Below are 17631 nucleotides of genomic sequence, written 5' to 3' on the forward strand. Positions count from 1 at the left end.
AGCGGATCCCGATCCCCAGCACCAACATCGCCACCCCCACAAGGGATGCCGGGATCCACGAGGCAGCCGCGGCGCCTGGGATGCGAGCTACTGGTTCTCGACCCATGGTGCGGTCGTATGCGGCGCGCGTCACCTGTGCCAGTTGGCTCTCGTGCAATTAGCTGGACGCATTCATCAGGATGACGACGCCGTCGCCCGAGGCTGGGTCGAGATGGATGGCAGAGAAGTACCCTGGAACCGTTCCCGTGTGCCAATGGGTCGCGCGCTTGTCATTCTCGGTCGTCACGCGCCATCCCGACGCGTAACCCTGACCGGGATGGCCGGTGTCGACCACTCGACCCACCTCGGGGTCCTGGAGGTGGTCGACGGCGAAGGCCGCCAGATCCCCGATCGTTCCGCACGTGTAACCGTAAGCGCCACCAGCAGCGTCGAAGCCGGCCTCCCAGATCACCGCCTTCGAACCGATGAAGTGGCGACCCGGAGTAGTCCGTCCGCATTCGGTGACATTCGCGTGAATCGTCGTGCCAGGAAATGTGTCCCGCAAGGCCTTGTCATAGCTCCCGCCGGATGTTGCCTCGACGACCGCCTGCACCACCACATATCCCAACTGGAATAGGAGTACTCCCTGTCGCGTGTTGACGGTTCCTGCACAGCGGCGACGAGTTCGCGAGCCGTTGCGTCTGGTCGGTCCACGTCCAGATGGTCCGCACCGAAGGAGAGGCCCGCCGTGTGGTAGAGCAGGTTCCGAACGGTGACTTGGGGCGCACCAGCGACGTGCTCGGAAGCCAGGTCTGCAGTCGTCAAGCGTCCTTCGGCAACAAGGGGACGCACGACCCGAGCGGCCACGGGTTTGGAGACCGACCCCCACAGGAAGCGTGAGTCGGCCGCCGTGTCGCCGAAGCTCACCGTTTCGACCACCGCCCCGTTCTCGATCCGGGCCAGGGCTCCCCCAGGAACCCCCGCACGACCGGCATCGCGAATGAAGGCCTCCCCCACCGCGACCTGCGCGTCGGCCAGACCATGCGGAGCAGGGATGGCGACGGCGCAGACGAGGCCCGCCAGGAGCGTCACGACCAGGCGCCTCATCGGATGTCCGCCAAGAAGTCGGTCATGTCCTTGGCGATCTGCTCGGGAACCTCCCCGTTGAGTGCATGCGAGGCCTCCGGATACAGCCGAACAGTACCTTGGCGCAGATGTCGCGCAGCCACCTCATCGGCCTGGTCGTCATGCATGACCGACTTGCCCGCCACGAGTGCGAGGACGGGCATGGACAGGCTCTCGAGCTGTTCCGGGGTGACCATCCCCGGCTGGGGTTTCTTGAGGGCGTAGTGGCGCATGCCGAGTTCGATCATGTCCGCCACCGGGACGTCTTCCACGGGGGCACCGTTGGCCGTGAAGGAGTTGAACCCGTCACGCCAGGACTTCGGGAGCCACGAGGCCGCCGCGGGCAGGGATCGCAGAGCGGTTCCCCAGGGGATCGCGCCAAAGACGTTGATCGGGTCGATCAAGGTCAGAGAGTTGACCTTCTCGGGATGGTGCAGGGCCAGATTGACCGCGGTCCAGCCACCGATCGACAGTCCGACCAGGTTGAGCGACTTCTCCGGCAACTGGGCAAGCACTTCGTGCAGCCAGCGCGCCTCGTCAGCGGCGGAGGTGATCGGGCGCTCCTGCACGCTCATGCCCGGCTCGCCCAGCAGTTCCACACTGTAGACGTCCGCGATCACCAGCAGGTCGTCCATGTTGTCCGCCCACACCGGTGTGGCCGAACGTGTCCCCGGGAGCAGCACCAGCGGAGCCACCGCCGGCGCGGAGGCCGACCGCGTGGTGGCGAAGCGATAGACGCGCACGACGCCAGAGCTCGTGCGCAGGTCGAGGGTTGCCGCGGGCCGAGGCAGCTCGGCGAACGCGGCCCGGTACGACGCCAGATACGCGTCCTGCCCCTGGGCCGAACGCCAGTGCCCTACCGGTGAAGCGGCTCGCAACGAACTGCCCACCGCGACCAGGACCGCCAGCCCCAGGGCGGCGGCCGCCTTCACGAAGGCTCTCCACCGGCGACGGGACCCCTTGCGCGGCGGCATGGTGATGCCGTCGGATCCGGGCCGAGCCCCTGGAGCGAACGCCCGGTGCTTTCGCAGTACGTTCATATCGCAATCGTAACAGGACATCCATACCGTTAAGATGACGGCATGCCTCGCATAGTCGACCATGCCGCCCGTCGCCGGGAGATCGTCTACGCGCTGTGGATGGTGATCCACCAACAGGGGATCGCTACGGCGAGCCTGCGAACCGTCGCCGCCGAGGCGCAGATCTCGATCGGCCGCATCCAGCACTACTTCCCCAGCAAGGACGCACTGGTCCACGAAGGCTGCCGAGAACTGGTCACCACCGCGGAGGCACAACACCTGAACACCGACACCGGTGACGCTCTTGCCGACCTCACCGCCCTGGCCGTCCACACCATCCCCACAACCCAGATCAGCAAGGTCGCCGCCACGGTCTGGTGCGCCTACGTCGCCCACGTGGGGGCAGACCCGACCATCGCAGAACTGGTACGCGAAGCCACCGAAGGCGGGCACACAGAGATGATCCGACGGTGCGCACGGGCACGCGGCCACAGTTCCCCCACCCCGGACGACATGGCCGATGGCCTTGAACTCTCCGCACTGGGCGACGGCCTCATGATGTGTGTCCTGGCGGGCGCGATTCGCCACGAGGAAGCGGTCGACGTGATCCACCGCCACATTGCGTCGAGGTCCCCGGCCAAGTCGTCGGCGTGATGCACCAACCCGCCCCAGGCCGGGCACCTGCAATCAATCCCCTGACATGTGGCCGTCGAACAATTCACACCTCTGCTGCACGCTGTTCCCCCAGCGGATGCCTGGCGTTCCCATGCAGTCCACAATATTGGCCCGCCGACCGTTCTACATCGGCCCGCGCTGGCACGGCGCCTCTGTGGCGTCTCGTGAATCCGTCATCATCTGTCGCCGAGATTGGGAGTCCGAGCAGTGCAGCTTGTCCAGTCCTTTCGTGAGAGATCCCGCTTCGCTTTGCCGTCGCACTGGCATTCGGTGGCGTGACGGCCAGCATTGCCACGCACACCGCCGTTCTCACGCAGCGCCTGCCACACACCGCTGTCAGTGGGGCCGGGTGACGGATCCAGCCAACGGCCGACGGGTCGCGGCTGCCAGCATCGCCAGCCTTCTGCCGATGATGGTCCTCGTGGCTCGCGGCGCCGGCTTCGCTGGGGAGGCCTCCCGGGCGGAGCGCGGGCTGCTTGGAGCCCTCGCCGTGGCCACACTGGCCAGTACCCCGGCCCAAGCGCTGGGAACTGAGTTCGAACGGCGCTGGATGACGCGCTGCTGGTGCACGGGACCGGAGAACCAGACCGGCTCTCACACGAATTCGCAGCGGCGTCCGCGGCGCTTGCGTTCGCAGGTGGCGTCGCGCCCGAGGAGTGCTGAGAGCCTGACTGAACATCTCGCTGACGGGCCACGCCGCTGGGGAAACACGCGCAAGGTACCTAGGAGAAACGCCTAGTCACTTAGGGGGAACGCAGGTGCCACATTCAGGCTTGAAGGGAGTTCTGTAAAGTCGATAGGGCACGTATAGGGCACGAAGAAGGGGCCCGCCAGAGCCAACTCGCTCTGACAAGCCCCTTCGGACGTCGGGCTGACAGGATTTGAACCTGCGACCCCTTGACCCCCAGTCAAGTGCGCTACCAAGCTGCGCTACAGCCCGTCCAGGCCGTTTCCGACCCGACAAAGAACACTACCGGAACTGCGCCACAGGCGCCAATCAACCGGTGGATCACCCCCGGGCTGCACGCGCCATCACTGTGGTCGTACCATTGCCGGGCCGCGCACAGCCGGCATGATCCGACTCGAAAGGTACAGCGATGCTGCTGGAAACACTGATCGACGCGAAGGCCGTCGACTACCTGATCCTGGTGGTCTACTTCGTCTTCGTCCTGGGCGTGGGGTGGCTGGCCAAGCGCCAGGTTGCCGACGCCGCTGACTACTTCCAGTCCGGCCGTTCCCTGCCCGCCTGGGTGACCGGTCTCGCCTTCGTCTCCGCCAACCTCGGTGCGGTGGAGATCATGGGCATGTCTGCCACCGCCGCCCAGATCGGCATCCCGACGGTGCACTACTTCTGGATCGGCGCCGTCCCGGCCATGATCTTCCTCGGCGTCGTGATGATGCCCTTCTACTACGGCTCCAAGGTGCGCTCGGTTCCCGAGTTCATGCTGCGCCGCTTCGGCCCCGGCGCCCATCTGGTCAATGCCATCTCCTTCGCCCTGGCGCAATTGTTGATCGCCGGCATCAACCTGTACCTGCTTGGTTCCATCGTGCACGCCCTGCTGGGCTGGCCGATGTGGGTGGCCCTGGTGGTGGCGGCCTTCGTCGTGCTGGCCTACATCACCATGGGCGGCCTGAGCGCGGCCATCTACAACGAGGTGCTGCAATTCTTCGTGATCGTCGCCTCCCTGCTGCCGCTGGTGATGCTCGGTCTGCACCGCGTCGGTGGCTGGGGTGGGCTCAAGGCGCAGATCGCCCAGGGAGCCGCGCATGCGCCCGCCAGCGCCCAGGTTCCCAGCGCCGCCCAGCAGCTCAACTCCTGGCCCGGGCAGGCCCTGTCCGGCTTCAACAGCTCGTCGCTGAGTGTGATCGGCATCGTCTTCGGGCTGGGCTTCGTGCTCTCCTTCGGCTACTGGACCACCAACTTCGTCGAGGTGCAGCGCGCCATGGCCTCGGAATCGCTCTCGGCGGCCCGCAAGACGCCGATCATCGGCTCCTTCCCCAAGATGCTGGTTCCGGCCATCACCATCCTGCCGGGCATGCTGGCCGCCGTTCTGGTGCCCGAGATCGCCCAGCTCAAGGGCGGTGGACACCCGGCGGGCGGCGCCGCGGGCAGCGGGGTCACCTACAACGACGCCCTCCTGTTGCTGATGCGAGACCTGCTGCCCAATGGCCTGCTGGGCCTGGCCATCACCGGCCTCCTCGCCGCCTTCATGGCCGGCATGGCCGCGAATGTCTCCGCCTTCAACACGGTCTTCAGCGTGGACATCTGGGGCACCTACATCAAGAAGGGCCGCAGCGACGACTACTACGTCGCGGTGGGACGGATCGCCACCGCGATCGCCGTGGTCACGGCCATCTTCACCGCGATGATCGCCGGGCAGTTCAGCAACATCATGGACTACCTGCAGACCCTGTTCGGCTTCTTCAACGCTCCCCTGTTCGCCACCTTCATCCTGGGCATGTTCTGGCGACGCAGCACCCCGACGGCCGGCTGGGTGGGCCTGATCACCGGCACCCTGTCGGCCATCCTGGTCTGGCTGGGCGGCAACCCGGAGATCGGCCTGAACTGGTATTCACTGCCGGGTCAGGGCCTGGCCTTCGTCGCCGCCAGCGCCGGCTTCGTGATGGACCTGCTGGTCAGCGTCGTCGTTTCACTGTTCACCACGCCCAAGCCTCGCGAACAGTTGCGCGGCTTCGTCTACTCCGAGACCCCGAAGGCCGATCTCTCCGACGCCGAGGAGCAGGGCAAGCCCTGGTACAGCCGGACCATCCCGCTGGCCTGCCTGGCGATGGCGATGGTCATCATCCTGAATTGCATCTTCTGAGGAGCTGAGCATGAACACCACACCATCCACCCGCACGATCAAGCCGCTGGACATCCGCGCCCTGATCGGTGCCATGCTGGCGATCATCGGTCTGATCCTCACAGCGATGGGCCTGTTTGCCGATCCGGAACTCGCCAAGACCGGTGGCGTCAATGCCAACCTCATCGCGGGCATCGTGCTGTTGGTCAGCGGCGGGCTCTTCCTGCTGCGCGCCAGGATGACCCCGCTCAAGCTGCGTGAGGTGCACGTCGACTGACGAAAAGGGCCAGTGGCCGTCACCCCGATCTTGCGGGTGACGGCCACTGGCTTCGACAGGCTCAGCCGACGAAGATTGGGTCTCAGCTGGCGTAGGGCCAGCGAGCTACTTCTTGCCGCGCTTCTCCCGGGCCCGCACCTCGACGTGCACCGGGGAGCCGGTGAAGCCGAAGTCCTCACGCAGCCGGCGCTCGACGAAGCGCTGGTAGCCCTGGTCGAGCAGCCCGGAGGTGAACAGCACGAAAGTGGGCGGGCAGTTCTGCGCCTGCGTGCCGAACAAGATGCGCGGCTGCTTGCCACCGCGCAGCGGATGCGGATGGGCGGAGGCGACCCGGCCAAGGAAGGCGTTGAGCTTGCCGGTGGAGATCCGGGTCTCCCAGCCCTCCAGGGCCTCCTCGATCGCCTTGCTCAGCTTGTCCACATTGCGCCCGGTCAGAGCGGAGATGTTCACCGTCGGCGCCCACGTGAAGGCCACCAGATCCCGCTCGATCTCACGATCCAGGTAGCGGCGGCGTTCCTCGTCGGTCAGGTCCCACTTGTTGAAGGCGATCACCAGCGCCTTGCCGGTGTCCTCCACATTGGACAGGATGCGCAGGTCCTGCTCGCTCAGCGGCTCCGACGCGTCGATCACCACCACGCAGACCTCGGCCCGCTCGATCGCACCCTGGGTGCGCAGCGACGCGTAGTACTCGTGGCCGCTGGCCTCCTTGACCCGCTTGCGGATGCCGGCGGTGTCGATCAGCCGGTACAGCTGGCCGCCCACCTCGCACAGCTCGTCGACGGGGTCAACGGTGGTGCCGGACATGTCGCTGACCACGGCGCGCTGCTGGCCGGAGAGCTTGTTCAGCAGGGAACTCTTGCCCACATTGGGCTTGCCGACGATCGCCACCCGGCGGGGACCGCCCACCTCGCGGTACTGCTCCTTGGGTGCCTCGGGCAGCACCTCGAGCACGGCATCCAGCAGGTCGCCGGTGCCGCGGCCGTGAATGGCGGAGATGGCCCACGGCTGCCCCAGACCCAGGTTCCACATGGAGGCCGCCTCGGCCTCGGTGCGCTGGTCGTCCACCTTGTTGGCGGCCAGCACGACGGGCTTCTTGCTGCGCCGCAGCACCTGCACGACGGCCTCGTCCTCGTCGGTGGTGCCCACCTGGGCATCGACGACGAAGAGCACGGCGTCGGCGGCGCCGATCGCCAGCTCGGCCTGCTCGGCAATCTGGTGCGCCAGGCCCCGAGCATCGCTCACCCAACCGCCGGTGTCGACCACCACGAACTCGCGGCCATTCCAGTTGGCGTCGTAGCTGACCCGGTCACGGGTGACGCCGGGCGTGTCCTGCACGACGGCGGCGCGCCGGCCCAGGATGCGGTTGACCAGGGTGGACTTGCCCACATTGGGGCGTCCGACCACGGCCAGCACGGGCTTGATGGCGGTGGATTCGTCGATCTCCGCCTGGAAGGCGTCGAATTCGGGCGTGGTGAAGTCATCGGTCATGACGGGATCCTTCAGGGCAGTTCCAGACCCACCTCGCGCTGGGCCTGCTGGACGTGCTGCGCGCACAACTGGCGCAGCCGTTCGGTGAGATCGGCGACCTCACCGGCTCTGCGCGGCCACTCCTGGGCCGGCACAGCAACTGGCTCACTGTACACGACGTGCACCGCTTGCCGCGGCCTCGGCAAGGAGCGCAGCCCGGTCCCGCCTACCGCGCTGCCGATCAGGGCAACGGGTACCACCGGCGCCCCGGTGACCATCGCCAAGTAGGCTGCGCCACGCTTGAAATTGGCAAAATCTCCCGCTCCCCGATGGCTCTCGGGAAAGATCACCAGCTTGCGCTCGGCCTCCAGCACCTGCACACACCGCCGGATTGCCCGCGGATCCGGATTCCACCGGTCGATCGGGATCTGGCCGATGCCGTCCAGCACCGCGGCCAGCGGCTTGGAGCGCCACAGCTCCATCTTGGCCATCGCCTGCGAATCCGGGGAGACGGCCACGGCCAACGGCCCGTCGAGGATGCCGACGTGGTTGAAGGCCAGGATCGCCCGGCCGTCGGGAATGCGATCGGCGTGGTGCAACTGCACCCGCCAGAGGGCCTGGAAGCAGGCCCGCACCGGGGCGCGAAAGCTCTTCAGCAGCGGGGTGTGCAGCGGCGGCAACACCGACAGGTCGGGGACCTGGCCGGGGATGTCCAGCTCCCCCATCTCAGGCCTGCTTGCCGGCGGGCACCATCTGGCAGATCGTGTCGATCACCTGGCCGAGGTCAAGGTGGGTGGAGTCGATCAGCTCGACGCCCTCGGCGGGCCTCTCGAACTGGCTGACGGTGGCGTCGTCGCGGTCCCGCCGCACCACCTGGTCGGTGACCTGCTCGGTGTTCACGGCGCCACCCAGCTCGGCCTGACGACGGGCGATCCGCGCTGCCGGGTCGGCCACCAGCAGCACGCGCAGGTCGGCGTCGGGGGCGACGACGGTGGTGATGTCGCGCCCCTCCACCACGATCCGGCGCTGATGCGCATCGATGATGGCGCGGAACTGCTCATTGAGCCATTCCCGGACGGCCGGGATGGTAGCGACGACGGAGACCTTCTCGCTCACCCGGGGGTCACGGATCTCGGCGGTGACGTCGCGGCCGTTGACCGTGGTCGACGGATGCTCCGGGTTCGTACCGGGCACGATGGTGGCGCTGGTGACCAGCTCGGTGACCAGCTCGGTCTGCGCCGCATCCAGCCCGGATTCCAGGAAGCAGATCGCCGCTGCCCGGTAGAGCGACCCCGTGTCGAGGTAGGCCAGACCGAGGCGCTGGGCCACCCCGCGAGAGGTGCTGGACTTGCCGGATCCGCTGGGTCCGTCGATGGCGATGAGCAGGCTGTCGTTCACCCCAACAGGGTACCGGGGCTCATGCGCGCAGCGACCAACCCTTGGTGCGCATCGCATCGCGCAGCCGGGTGGCGTGGTCGGGGCTCACCTCCACGGAGAGGAAGCCGACCTCGCGGGCGTCGTCGTGTTCGATCGACAGGTCCTCGACGTTGACGCCCTCCTCACCGATGTCAACGAAGAGCCGTGCCAGGGCGCCGGGGGCATCGGGGATCTCCACCACGACGGCCTCCCAGTCCGTCGGATGCGCACCGTGCTTTCCGGGCAGCAACTTCACCGCGGTGCGCCCGCGGGCCATGAAGGCCTCCAGCGCCTCAGGCTCGTCCAGCACCTCGAAGAGCTCGTCCAGCCCCTTGCGGACCCGCTCCAGCTCCAGCCGGACCGCACCGGCATTGGCGGTGAGGATCTGGCGCCACATCACCGGGTCGCTGCCCGCGATCCGGGTGACATCACGGATGCCCTGCCCGGCGAGTTGCAGATGGGTCGGATCGACGCCACGCAGTTGCTGCGCGGTCAGGGTGCTCATCAGCTGCGGCAGGTGGCTGACCTGCGCCACCGCCTCATCATGGTCGGTGGCATCCATCTCCACGATCCGGGCGCCACACAGCGTCGCCAGGTCACGCACCCGCTGGACGTGCTCCGGCGAGTTCTCCGGGCGGGGGCACACCACCCAGGTGCGATCCACGAACAGATCCGCGCTGGCGGTCAGCGGTCCGGCGTGCTGCGAACCCGCCATCGGATGCGATCCGACATAGCGGGACAAGTCGGCGCCACTGTCGGTCAGGTCCGCCAGCACCCGTCCCTTCACCGAGGCGACGTCAGTGACCACTGCCGCCGGGGAGAGCTCCAGCGACTCCAGCACCTCCTGCACCACGGCCGAGGGCGGGGTGGCCACCACCACCAGCCGGATCGACTCCGTCTGGGGAAATTCGATCAACCCGGCACCGAGCCCGGCCGCGACGACGGCATGGATGTTGGAGGCATCAACCAGGTGGACCCGCTCGCCAGCCCGGGTCAGGGCCATCCCGATCGAGGAACCGATCAGTCCGGCACCAACCACCACCACGGGGCCCAGCTCCCCCGTGGCGGAAGCCTCGCTCACTGCCCGCCCTTCTGCACGAAGCTGCGGACATACTCGGCGGCGTTGTTCTCCAGCAGCCCGTCGATCTCGTCGAGCAGGGCGTCGAAACCCTCGTCGGAGCCGGTGGTGCTGGCCTGCGGCAGCTCCACCTGTTCGTCCTGCTCGTGGCTGGTGCGGGTGCGGTTGACCCGCTGCTGCTCGCTCACGTCACGCCTCTCACTGCTGGGTTTGGGAGCTCCAGCCTATCGACTCGCCCCACGTCACCAGGTCACCCATCTCATGCACCGCTGCCAGGCTCGACGCCCACCGTTCCCGGTCGCCGTCCAGCGGTGAGACCAAGTGGAGGGTTTGCAGGCCCACCGGCGTGGCAAGACTGATCCGATCCCAGTTGGCGGCGACGACATGTTCCGCGAACCGGCTGACCAGGGTGCCACGCAGCCAGGCGCGGGAATCCGGCGGCGGGCTGTGTCTGGCCTGCTCAACTGCTGTTTCGTCCACCAGGGTCTGCACCGCCCCGGCAGCTTCCAGCTTGCTGAACAGGCCGTCGGTGAGATCCGCGTAGCGCAGGTCCAGCGCGGTCAGCCGGGGATCATCCCAGCCGCAGCCGTGTCGGGCGCGCAGTCCGTTCAGCAGCCGCAGCTTGGCGGCCCAGTCCAATCGGTCGGCGCACCGGGCGGGATCGGTGGCCAGGTCGGCGAGAATCGCGTCCCAGTGCCGCAGCACCAGCTCGGCATCGGTGATCGTGTCGGGTTGTCCCACCTGACCGGTGGCGGCCTCCAGCCACAGCCGCTGCAGCTCGACGGCAGTCCGCGCCACCCCGTCGATGCACGGCTGGGCGACGGTGCAGGACGGGTCCCGGCTGAAGGCACGCAGCGCGGCCAGCGGGTCGGCCAACTGCGGCAGTCGTGCGCCGGCGACGATCGCCCGCAGCGCCAGCTGCGCCGAACCCACCTTGACCAGGGTGGCGACCTGGCTGAGGTTGGCGTCGCCGGTGATCACGTGCAGCCGACGATGGGTGCGTTGGTCCGAATGCGGCTCGTCGCGGGTGTTGATGATCGGCCGCTTCACCGTGGTCTCCAACCCCACCAGCCGCTCGAAGAAGTCGGCCCGTTGGCTGAGCTGGAAGCCGGGCTGCTCCCCCGCCTGCCCCAGTCCCACCCGGCCGGCGCCGGTGACCACAACACGGCTGACCAGGAAGCCAGTGAACTGCTCGACGATCCGTTGGAAGGACAGCCCCCGCGGCAGGAGGTAGTTCTCGTGACAGCCGTAACTGCGGCCCTTGTTGTCGGTGGTGTTCTTCACCAGGTGGATGCTCAACCCGGTGCGTTCGCTGCCGCGACGGGCGGCGTCGGCGTGCAGCCGGTCCCCCGCCCGGTCCCAGATCACTGCATTCGTGGCGGAGGTCACTTCGGGCCCGGACCACTCCGGGTGGGCGTGGTCCACATAGCTGCGGCCGCCATTGCCCAGCAGCCGGTTGGCCTGGCGAACCTCGTCGGTGAGCAGGTCGGGGTGGGCGATCCGGCGCGGCAGCACGGTTCCCCGGGCGTCCACCAGCGGTTGCTCGTCGGCGTAGTCCCAGCGGGTGCCGGGCGCGGCCACGGCCCCGATCACCGCCTCGGACAGGCTGATCGGGTCGGGCTGGCGCTGCTCCGAGCCCAGCCCGGTGACGAAGACGCCGTACTCGGTCTCCAGGCCCAGGATGCTCACGCTCGAACCCTAGCCCGGCCCGGGCGCCCAACCCTGCATACGTTGCACATGATGAGCGTCATAGTCGCTGCGTCCCGCGGGGATCTTCCCCGCACTGCCCGGACAATGGTGCCGGTTGTGCAACACATGCAGGGTTGGGCTCGTGGGACCATCGGTGCATGAGCCAAATCCACGGCGACTGCGACTTCTTCCAGGAAGCCCTGGACGCCCCCGATGGGCCGCTGGTACTGGACGCCGAGACCGGGCAGGTCCTGCTGAGAACGGCGGCGAACCAGGGCGAGGTGCGGCCGGTGGAATACTGCCCCTTCTGCGGCGAGTTCCTGAGCAACGAGCACCACGAGTACGTCCCCACGCCCGAAGAGCGACGGGAGCTGGAGGCCGCTATGCGGCCGGTCCTGCAGGCGCTCGCGCTGCTGGTCAACGATCCGATGCCGATCGTCCAACTGGTGCATGACCGAGCCACCCGTGACGAGGCACTGCACGCGTTGCAGAAGCACCTCGGCCTGAGTGGGCAGCAGGCCATGGCCATCCTGGACTGCCAGCTCGGCCAGCTGCCGGCGGCCGAGCGCGCCAAGATCCAGCAGCAGTGACGTGCTTGCCGCGGTCTCGGAGGGCGCGCCGATAGGCTGAGGCCATGACGAAGCAAGTTGTGCTGGCCATTGACCTGGCGCTGGTTGTGCTGTTCTCCATCATCGGCGTGCTGAGCCACTCCGAGAGCCTGCTGAGCCGGCTGATCCCGGTGGTGTGGCCCTTCTTGGTGGCTTGCGCCATCGCCTGGCTGATCATGCTGTGGCGCAAGCGCCCCGTCGGCACCCTGGGCGCCGGTGTCTTCGTCTGGCTGGTCACCGCCTGGGGCGGCCTGGCCCTGCGCGCCGCGACGGGTGGCGGCACCCAGACCGCCTTCATCGTCGTCACCACCGTGGTCACCGGGCTCTTCCTGGTGGGCTGGCGACTGCTCCTGAGCAAGAAGCTCACCGCCTGAGCCCACCAGCTGACCGCGCGGGCCTCACAGCTGGTGCATCACGCCGTCCAGTCCGGTGATGGAGCCCATCGGCCGGGCCAGCTCTTCGGCAGCCGCCACCAGACGCTCCTCGACTCCCTGCCCGGCCATCGAAGCATTGACCACCAGGCCGTGCAGCTGCCACCCCTCGCCGGTGTGCACGCCCAACAGGCCAACCGGAACGGCGTCCACCACCGCCACCAGCGCGAAGCCCTCACCGCCGGCACGCTGCGCCGCGAACTCCCGAGCCGGAGCCAGCAGAAGGTCGTCGTCGACCAGCGCGTCCAGGTGGTGCGCCTCCAGCCGCGAGACCGCTACCTCGGCCTTGCTGGGGCGGGGCTGCCTGCCCACGGGCCTGCGCGCCATCAGTCGAGCGCCTGGCCGTGGCCTGCCCCGACGAGGCTGCGGATGAAGACAATCCGTTCCCCGCGTCGGCCGCTGATCCGGGCCCAGTCGTCGGGATTGGTGGTGTTGGGCAGGTCCTCGTTCTCCACGAACTCGGCGCGACAGGCGTCGATGATCCCCTGCCGGGAGACCCCACCGGGGCCGCCGGCCAGCTCATCCTTGATGGCGGCCTTCTTGGCCCGGTCCACGATGTTGCGGATCATCGCGCCCGAGGCGAAGTCACCGAACCACAGCGTCTCCTTGGCGCCGCTGGCATAGGTCACCTCCAGGAAGCGATTGCCCTCGTCACGGGCGTAGACCTGCTCGCAGGCCAGCTCGATCAGCCCGGCAACGCCATCGTCGACGTCGGGGTGCAGCGGCACCTGGTCGGTCAGGTACTTGGCGAAGATCTCCGCCGCCCCGGCGCGCGAGGGCCGTTCCAGCTTGATCTTCACGTCGAGCCGACCGGGACGCAGGATCGCCGGGTCGATCATGTCCTCCCGGTTGGAGGCACCGATGATGATCACATTGTCGATGCCCTCCACCCCGTCGATCTCGCTGAGCAGCTGCGGGACGATGGTGTTCTCGACGTCGGAGCTGACGCCCGAACCGCGGGTGCGGAAGAGCGAATCCATCTCGTCGAAGAAGACGATCACCGGCTTGCCCTCCGACGCGTGTTCCCGCGCCCGGGCGAAGATGGCGCGAATCTGGCGCTCGGATTCGCCGACGTACTTGTTGAGCAGCTCGGGGCCCTTGATGTTCAGGAAGTAGGAGCCCGCGCCCTGTTCCAGCCCGGCGCCGAGGGAATTGGCGACGGCCTTGGCGATCATCGTCTTGCCGCAACCGGGCGGGCCGTAGAGCAGGATCCCCTTGGGGGCGGTCAGGCCGTAGCGACGGTATGCGTCGCGGTGCAGGAAGGGCAGTTCGACGGCGTCGCGGATCTGGCTGATCTGCTCGGCCAGCCCGCCGATGTCGGCATAGCTGACATCCGGCACCTCCTCCAGCACCAGTTCCTCCACCCGGCTACGGGCGACGCGGGCCAGCGCGAGCCCGGCGCGGCGATCCACCAGGACGGAGTCACCGGCCTCTGGCGGGGTCTGGGACAAGCTGGGGACGGGGGTCAGCAGCACCTCGTCGCCGCCCGGGCCGGCCACCACCACGCCGCCGGGACCGGCCTCCACCACGGTGGCCAGGTCTCCGGAGAGCAGCGGATCACAGCGCCATACGGCGACGCTGGACTCGTTCAGCAGGACGCCGTCGCCGGGCCCGACCGCGTCGTACACCTCGGGCAGTGCGGCCACCCGCAGAATCCGGCCGAAGGCGCTGACCTCCAGCGTCACCGGGCGTTCAGCCTTGTCATCCGCGCAATGGCGAGCGATCACCAGCGCCCGGGTGAGCGGCGGCGCGGCCAGCGCATCCACCTCGGCCTTGAGGGTGACCAGCTTGGCGCGGGCCTCCTTCAGGGTCTGGTTCAGCTTCTCATTGGTGGCCGCCAGGTTGCGGGCGTCGGATCTGGCGTCGGCCATCCGCCGCTCGGCGATCTCCAGCCGATGGTTGTAGGCATTGCCCGGGTTGAAGGGCTGCTCGAAGGTCACGTCATGGCCCCTCGACAGGCTCAACCATTCCGTTGTCTGGAACGTCCTGGTTGGTCATCGGGATGTTCTTCGGTCGCGGGCCGTGGTAGTCGGGGCCGTAGGCGCCGGGGGCGGGGCGACGCTTGCGCATCGGGGCCTCGACGCCGGGAGCCAGCCGTCGGGAGTGGACCAGGAAGCCAGTGTGCCCGGTGGAGCCGTGCCCGGGGCGGATCGCCAGGCCCTCCGCATGCCAGTCCCGGGAGGTGGTCTCGGTGGCCTGCGGCTCGGTCCAGCCCCCGTGGGTGCGCAGGGTGTCGGCCACCCGGCCCAGCTGGGTGGCCGTCGCCACGTAGCAGGTGAGCACACCGCCGGGCACCAGCACGTCGGCCACCGCATCGATGCACTCCCACGGCGCCAGCATGTCCAGCACGGCGCGGTCGATCGGCTCGTCGCGGATGGTCTCCACCAGGTCACCGACGGTGAGTGTCCAGCCGGGGTGCGGTTCGCCCAGGAAGTTCTCCACATTGCTGCGGGCGACGTCGGCGAACTCCTGCCGACGCTCGTAGGAGTTGAGGTGGCCGGCGGGGCCGATCGCGCGCAGCATCGCGATGCTCAGGGCACCGGAGCCGACGCCGGCCTCCAGCACGCGGGCACCGGGGAAGATGTCTCCCCACATGATGATCTGCGCGGCGTCCTTGGGGTAGATCACGGCCGCCTCGCGCGGCATCGCCACCATGTAGTCGTGCATCAGGGGGCGCATCGCCAGGAAGACGCTGCCGGAGCTGGCCTCGATCGTGACGCCCTCGGGTTGGCCGATCAGCCGCTCATGCGCGATGTGGCCCTTGGTGGTGTGGAAACTCTTGCCGGGGGTGAGCTGGATGGAGTGCCGGCGGCCCTTGTTGTCGGTCAGGGTGACCCGCTCGCCGGCCTGCAGCGGCCCGGTTCGGACGCCGGACAGGTTCTCGGTGGGCGGGATGGGCGGCGCCACCATCTTGGCCGGCTGGCCGATCGAGCGTCGGTAGAGCTGGAAGAGCAGGGTGCAGGTGACGCCGTCCAGGCTGTCGATCACCACGCGTCGCCGCTTCTCCGGCACATCCACGGTCGATGGGATGACCACCACCACCGCACCCGACGCGTTGCCGGAATCGGCACCGGTCGGGGAGTCCTCCAGCACCAGGCACTTGGTCACCTCGACGCCCAGCAGCTCCGCAGCCTTCTGGTAACCGTCGGGGGCGGGCTTGTTGTTTGCCACCTCATCGCCGCCGACGATCACCTCGAATCCCAGCTCCGGCAAGTTCGCCAGGATCGCCTCGATGATGTAGCGCGGGGTGGAGCTCACCAGCGCCAGCCGCACGCCCTGCCCGCGCATCTCGGTGAGCAGGTCGTGCGCGCCGGGCAGGAAGAGCTTCTCCCCCTCGTCGGCCATCGCCGCGACGGCCCGCGCCTCCAGATCCACCCGCACGTCGTCGGCGGTCACGTCGTCCCGACCGAGCCGCTCGGCCATCAGCTCGGACAAGGCCCACACGGAGGTGCCGACGACGGCCTTGGAATCCTCCTCGGTCCAGTCCAGGCCGAAGTGGTTCGCGGTCTCCACCTCGCAACGCATCCAGATCGGTTCGGTGTCGACGAGGGTGCTGTCGAAGTCCCACAGGACGGCAGCGGGACGGGCGGCGGTGAAGGAATTGGTCATGGTGCGGCCATTCTTCCAGAAGCGTGACCCGGATCCGCGTTTGCGACCACCACAAGGCCCGATGGTTTGCCACGATGGAAAGCAACAGATTCGCCGATGACAAGCCAGCCGCGTGGAAGGAATGACGATGAGCAACGAGCCGCAGGACCAGGCCCCCCGCCCCGACGAGGAGGCGCAGCCCGGGCAGAACCCGTCGAGCGCCGGCGGCGGAGCCCACCCCGTCGAACGTCACAGCGACGACTCGGCGATCAACCCCGCCTGGCAGCCGCCCCACGCGGCGCCCCGTCAGCAGCCCCCGGTGGTGCCATGGAATGCGCCCGCTGTCTCCCCTGCCCCCCAGCAGACCGGCTGGTTCCGCAAGGGCTTCGGGCTGGGCGCCGGCGGGGCGCTCGGCGCCGGCGGCGTACTACTGGGGCTCTCCCTGGTGGGCTCCATCCTGGGCGCGATGGCGCTGGCCGGGATCGGTGCCGCGATGGGTGACATGGGCAAGGCCAGCGCCGACACCACCACCTACGAAACCGTGTGGGGCAAGGATTCCGCCAAGAAGACCCTGCGCGCCATCGACGTCCGTGGCGCCATCATGGCCGGTGGCGACCAGGGCATGGGACTGTCCCAGTCCACCTACGGCTACGAGGTGGCCGACACCATCGACAAGATCGAGAAGGACGACGTGGACGGGCTGGTGCTGCGGATGGACACCCCCGGCGGCACCATCAACGGTTCCCGGGCGATTGGCGAGGCGATCATCCGCTACCGGGAACGTACCGGGCACAAGGTGATCGCCGTCGTGGAGGGGATGAGCGCCTCGGGCGGCATGTTCGCGATGGCCCCGGCCGACAAGATCATCGCCGACCACGGCACCCTGATCGGCTCGATCGGCGTGATCAGCGGCCCCTTCGAGCAGTACAAGGACGTCAAGGCCACCGACGGCGGGCTGCTGGGCGGCGGCGTGACCACCACTGGCGGCATCACCAGTGAATACATCACGCAGGGCAAGGGCAAGGACTTCGGCAACCCCTACCGCGCCATGACCGCCGAGGAACGCAAGGTGTGGACCGACGGGCTGGCCGCGGAGTACGCCGGCTTCACCAGCTGGGTGGCACAGCACCGCAAGATTCCCGAGGCGACGATCCGCAATGACCTGGGCGCGCACATCTTCGATCCAGAGACGGCCAAGAGCAAGAAACTGGTCGACGACGTGATGGGCCGCAACGAGGCCTACCGCGAGGCCGCCAAGGTGAACGGCCTGGATCCCGACGACACCAAGATGGAGGCCGCGTCGATGCCCAGTTTCATGCGCAGCCTGCTGGGCGCCGAGGCCCGGATCTACGGCCAGGCGCCCGCGGCGACCGCCCAGAACGGGCAGCCGCCGCAGGTGACCAGCGTGATCTGCACCGGCCGTCCGCAGGTGCTGGTGTGGAACGGGCCCACCAAGCAGTTCTGCGGCCGCTGAG

General features: G+C 68.2%; 16 protein-coding genes, 1 tRNA gene and 1 pseudogene. 6 read left to right on the plus strand and 12 right to left on the minus strand.

Annotated elements, in window-relative coordinates; all coding sequences use genetic code 11:
- Nucleotides 1-157: 157 nt before the first annotated feature.
- A pseudogene (locus AAEX57_RS16255) lies at nucleotides 158-1086 on the minus strand (serine hydrolase domain-containing protein).
- Entirely contained in the window at nucleotides 1083-2036 is a 954-nt protein-coding gene (locus tag AAEX57_RS12890; protein ID WP_342092773.1) for an alpha/beta fold hydrolase, read from the minus strand. Before AAEX57_RS12890 ends, AAEX57_RS16255 begins: the two are co-directional and overlap by 4 nt.
- Nucleotides 2037-2186: 150 nt before the next feature.
- On the opposite strand from AAEX57_RS12890, the gene AAEX57_RS12895 reads away from it, so the two are divergent.
- Complete coding sequence (locus AAEX57_RS12895; RefSeq protein WP_342092772.1) at nucleotides 2187-2777, plus strand: TetR/AcrR family transcriptional regulator; 591 nt, start codon at nucleotides 2187-2189, stop codon at nucleotides 2775-2777.
- 887 nt (nucleotides 2778-3664) lie between these two features.
- On the opposite strand, the gene AAEX57_RS12900 is transcribed toward AAEX57_RS12895, so the two are convergent.
- A tRNA-Pro gene (locus AAEX57_RS12900) sits at nucleotides 3665-3738 on the minus strand.
- Nucleotides 3739-3895: 157 nt separating this feature from the next.
- On the opposite strand from AAEX57_RS12900, the gene AAEX57_RS12905 reads away from it, so the two are divergent.
- Nucleotides 3896-5623, plus strand: a complete 1728-nt coding sequence (locus AAEX57_RS12905; protein WP_342092771.1) for a sodium:solute symporter family protein — start codon at nucleotides 3896-3898, stop codon at nucleotides 5621-5623.
- Between the two features lie 10 nt (nucleotides 5624-5633).
- A complete protein-coding gene (locus AAEX57_RS12910; RefSeq protein ID WP_342092770.1) occupies nucleotides 5634-5879 on the plus strand; it encodes an LPXTG cell wall anchor domain-containing protein in 246 nt (81 codons plus the stop codon).
- Nucleotides 5880-5984: 105 nt separating this feature from the next.
- Here the strand turns inward: AAEX57_RS12910 and der are convergent, their stop codons facing one another.
- Genes der through dop form a run of 6 tightly spaced genes read right to left on the minus strand, consistent with a single transcriptional unit; the run spans nucleotide 5985 to nucleotide 11529 of the window.
- Nucleotides 5985-7367: a ribosome biogenesis GTPase Der gene (gene der, locus AAEX57_RS12915; protein WP_342092769.1), complete on the minus strand. Its 1383-nt coding sequence runs from the start codon at nucleotides 7365-7367 to the stop codon at nucleotides 5985-5987.
- Between the two features lie 11 nt (nucleotides 7368-7378).
- Nucleotides 7379-8071: a lysophospholipid acyltransferase family protein gene (locus tag AAEX57_RS12920; protein ID WP_342092768.1), complete on the minus strand. Its 693-nt coding sequence runs from the start codon at nucleotides 8069-8071 to the stop codon at nucleotides 7379-7381.
- A 1-nt stretch (nucleotide 8072) separates the two neighbouring features.
- The gene (gene cmk, locus AAEX57_RS12925) at nucleotides 8073-8744 is read right to left on the minus strand and encodes a (d)CMP kinase (RefSeq protein WP_342092767.1); all 672 of its coding nucleotides are present in this window, start codon (nucleotides 8742-8744) and stop codon (nucleotides 8073-8075) included.
- A gap of 19 nt (nucleotides 8745-8763) precedes the next feature.
- Nucleotides 8764-9843, minus strand: coding sequence for a prephenate dehydrogenase (locus AAEX57_RS12930; protein ID WP_342092766.1), 1080 nt, complete (start codon nucleotides 9841-9843; stop codon nucleotides 8764-8766).
- On the minus strand, nucleotides 9840-10028 hold the full coding sequence (locus AAEX57_RS12935; protein WP_342092765.1) for a ubiquitin-like protein Pup: 189 nt from the start codon (nucleotides 10026-10028) through the stop codon (nucleotides 9840-9842). The genes AAEX57_RS12930 and AAEX57_RS12935 overlap by 4 nt, the downstream gene beginning before the upstream one ends.
- Nucleotides 10029-10038: 10 nt before the next feature.
- Nucleotides 10039-11529, minus strand: coding sequence for a depupylase/deamidase Dop (gene dop, locus AAEX57_RS12940; RefSeq protein ID WP_342092764.1), 1491 nt, complete (start codon nucleotides 11527-11529; stop codon nucleotides 10039-10041).
- Between the two features lie 158 nt (nucleotides 11530-11687).
- Here dop and AAEX57_RS12945 point away from each other — a divergent pair, with 158 nt between their 5' ends.
- Together AAEX57_RS12945 and AAEX57_RS12950 are read left to right on the plus strand one after the other, a co-directional pair.
- The gene (locus AAEX57_RS12945) at nucleotides 11688-12119 is read left to right on the plus strand and encodes a hypothetical protein (RefSeq protein WP_342092763.1); all 432 of its coding nucleotides are present in this window, start codon (nucleotides 11688-11690) and stop codon (nucleotides 12117-12119) included.
- Nucleotides 12120-12163: 44 nt separating this feature from the next.
- Nucleotides 12164-12511, plus strand: a complete 348-nt coding sequence (locus AAEX57_RS12950) for a DUF3054 domain-containing protein (RefSeq protein ID WP_342092762.1) — start codon at nucleotides 12164-12166, stop codon at nucleotides 12509-12511.
- A 24-nt stretch (nucleotides 12512-12535) separates the two neighbouring features.
- Here AAEX57_RS12950 and AAEX57_RS12955 read toward each other — a convergent pair whose 3' ends face one another.
- Genes AAEX57_RS12955 through AAEX57_RS12965 form a run of 3 tightly spaced genes read right to left on the minus strand, consistent with a single transcriptional unit; the run spans nucleotide 12536 to nucleotide 16177 of the window.
- Complete coding sequence (locus AAEX57_RS12955; RefSeq protein ID WP_342092761.1) at nucleotides 12536-12895, minus strand: GNAT family N-acetyltransferase; 360 nt, start codon at nucleotides 12893-12895, stop codon at nucleotides 12536-12538.
- A complete protein-coding gene (arc, locus tag AAEX57_RS12960; protein WP_342092760.1) occupies nucleotides 12895-14508 on the minus strand; it encodes a proteasome ATPase in 1614 nt (537 codons plus the stop codon). Before arc ends, AAEX57_RS12955 begins: the two co-directional genes overlap by 1 nt.
- A gap of 1 nt (nucleotide 14509) precedes the next feature.
- Nucleotides 14510-16177 (minus strand): HAD-IA family hydrolase, encoded by a 1668-nt coding sequence (locus AAEX57_RS12965; RefSeq protein ID WP_342092759.1) that lies wholly within the window; start codon nucleotides 16175-16177, stop codon nucleotides 14510-14512.
- Nucleotides 16178-16304: 127 nt separating this feature from the next.
- Here AAEX57_RS12965 and AAEX57_RS12970 point away from each other — a divergent pair, with 127 nt between their 5' ends.
- Nucleotides 16305-17630, plus strand: a complete 1326-nt coding sequence (locus AAEX57_RS12970; protein ID WP_342092758.1) for a S49 family peptidase — start codon at nucleotides 16305-16307, stop codon at nucleotides 17628-17630.
- Nucleotide 17631: the final 1 nt, after the last annotated feature.

The organism is Luteococcus sp. H91 (assembly GCF_038433135.1).
Lineage (GTDB): Bacteria > Actinomycetota > Actinomycetes > Propionibacteriales > Propionibacteriaceae > Luteococcus.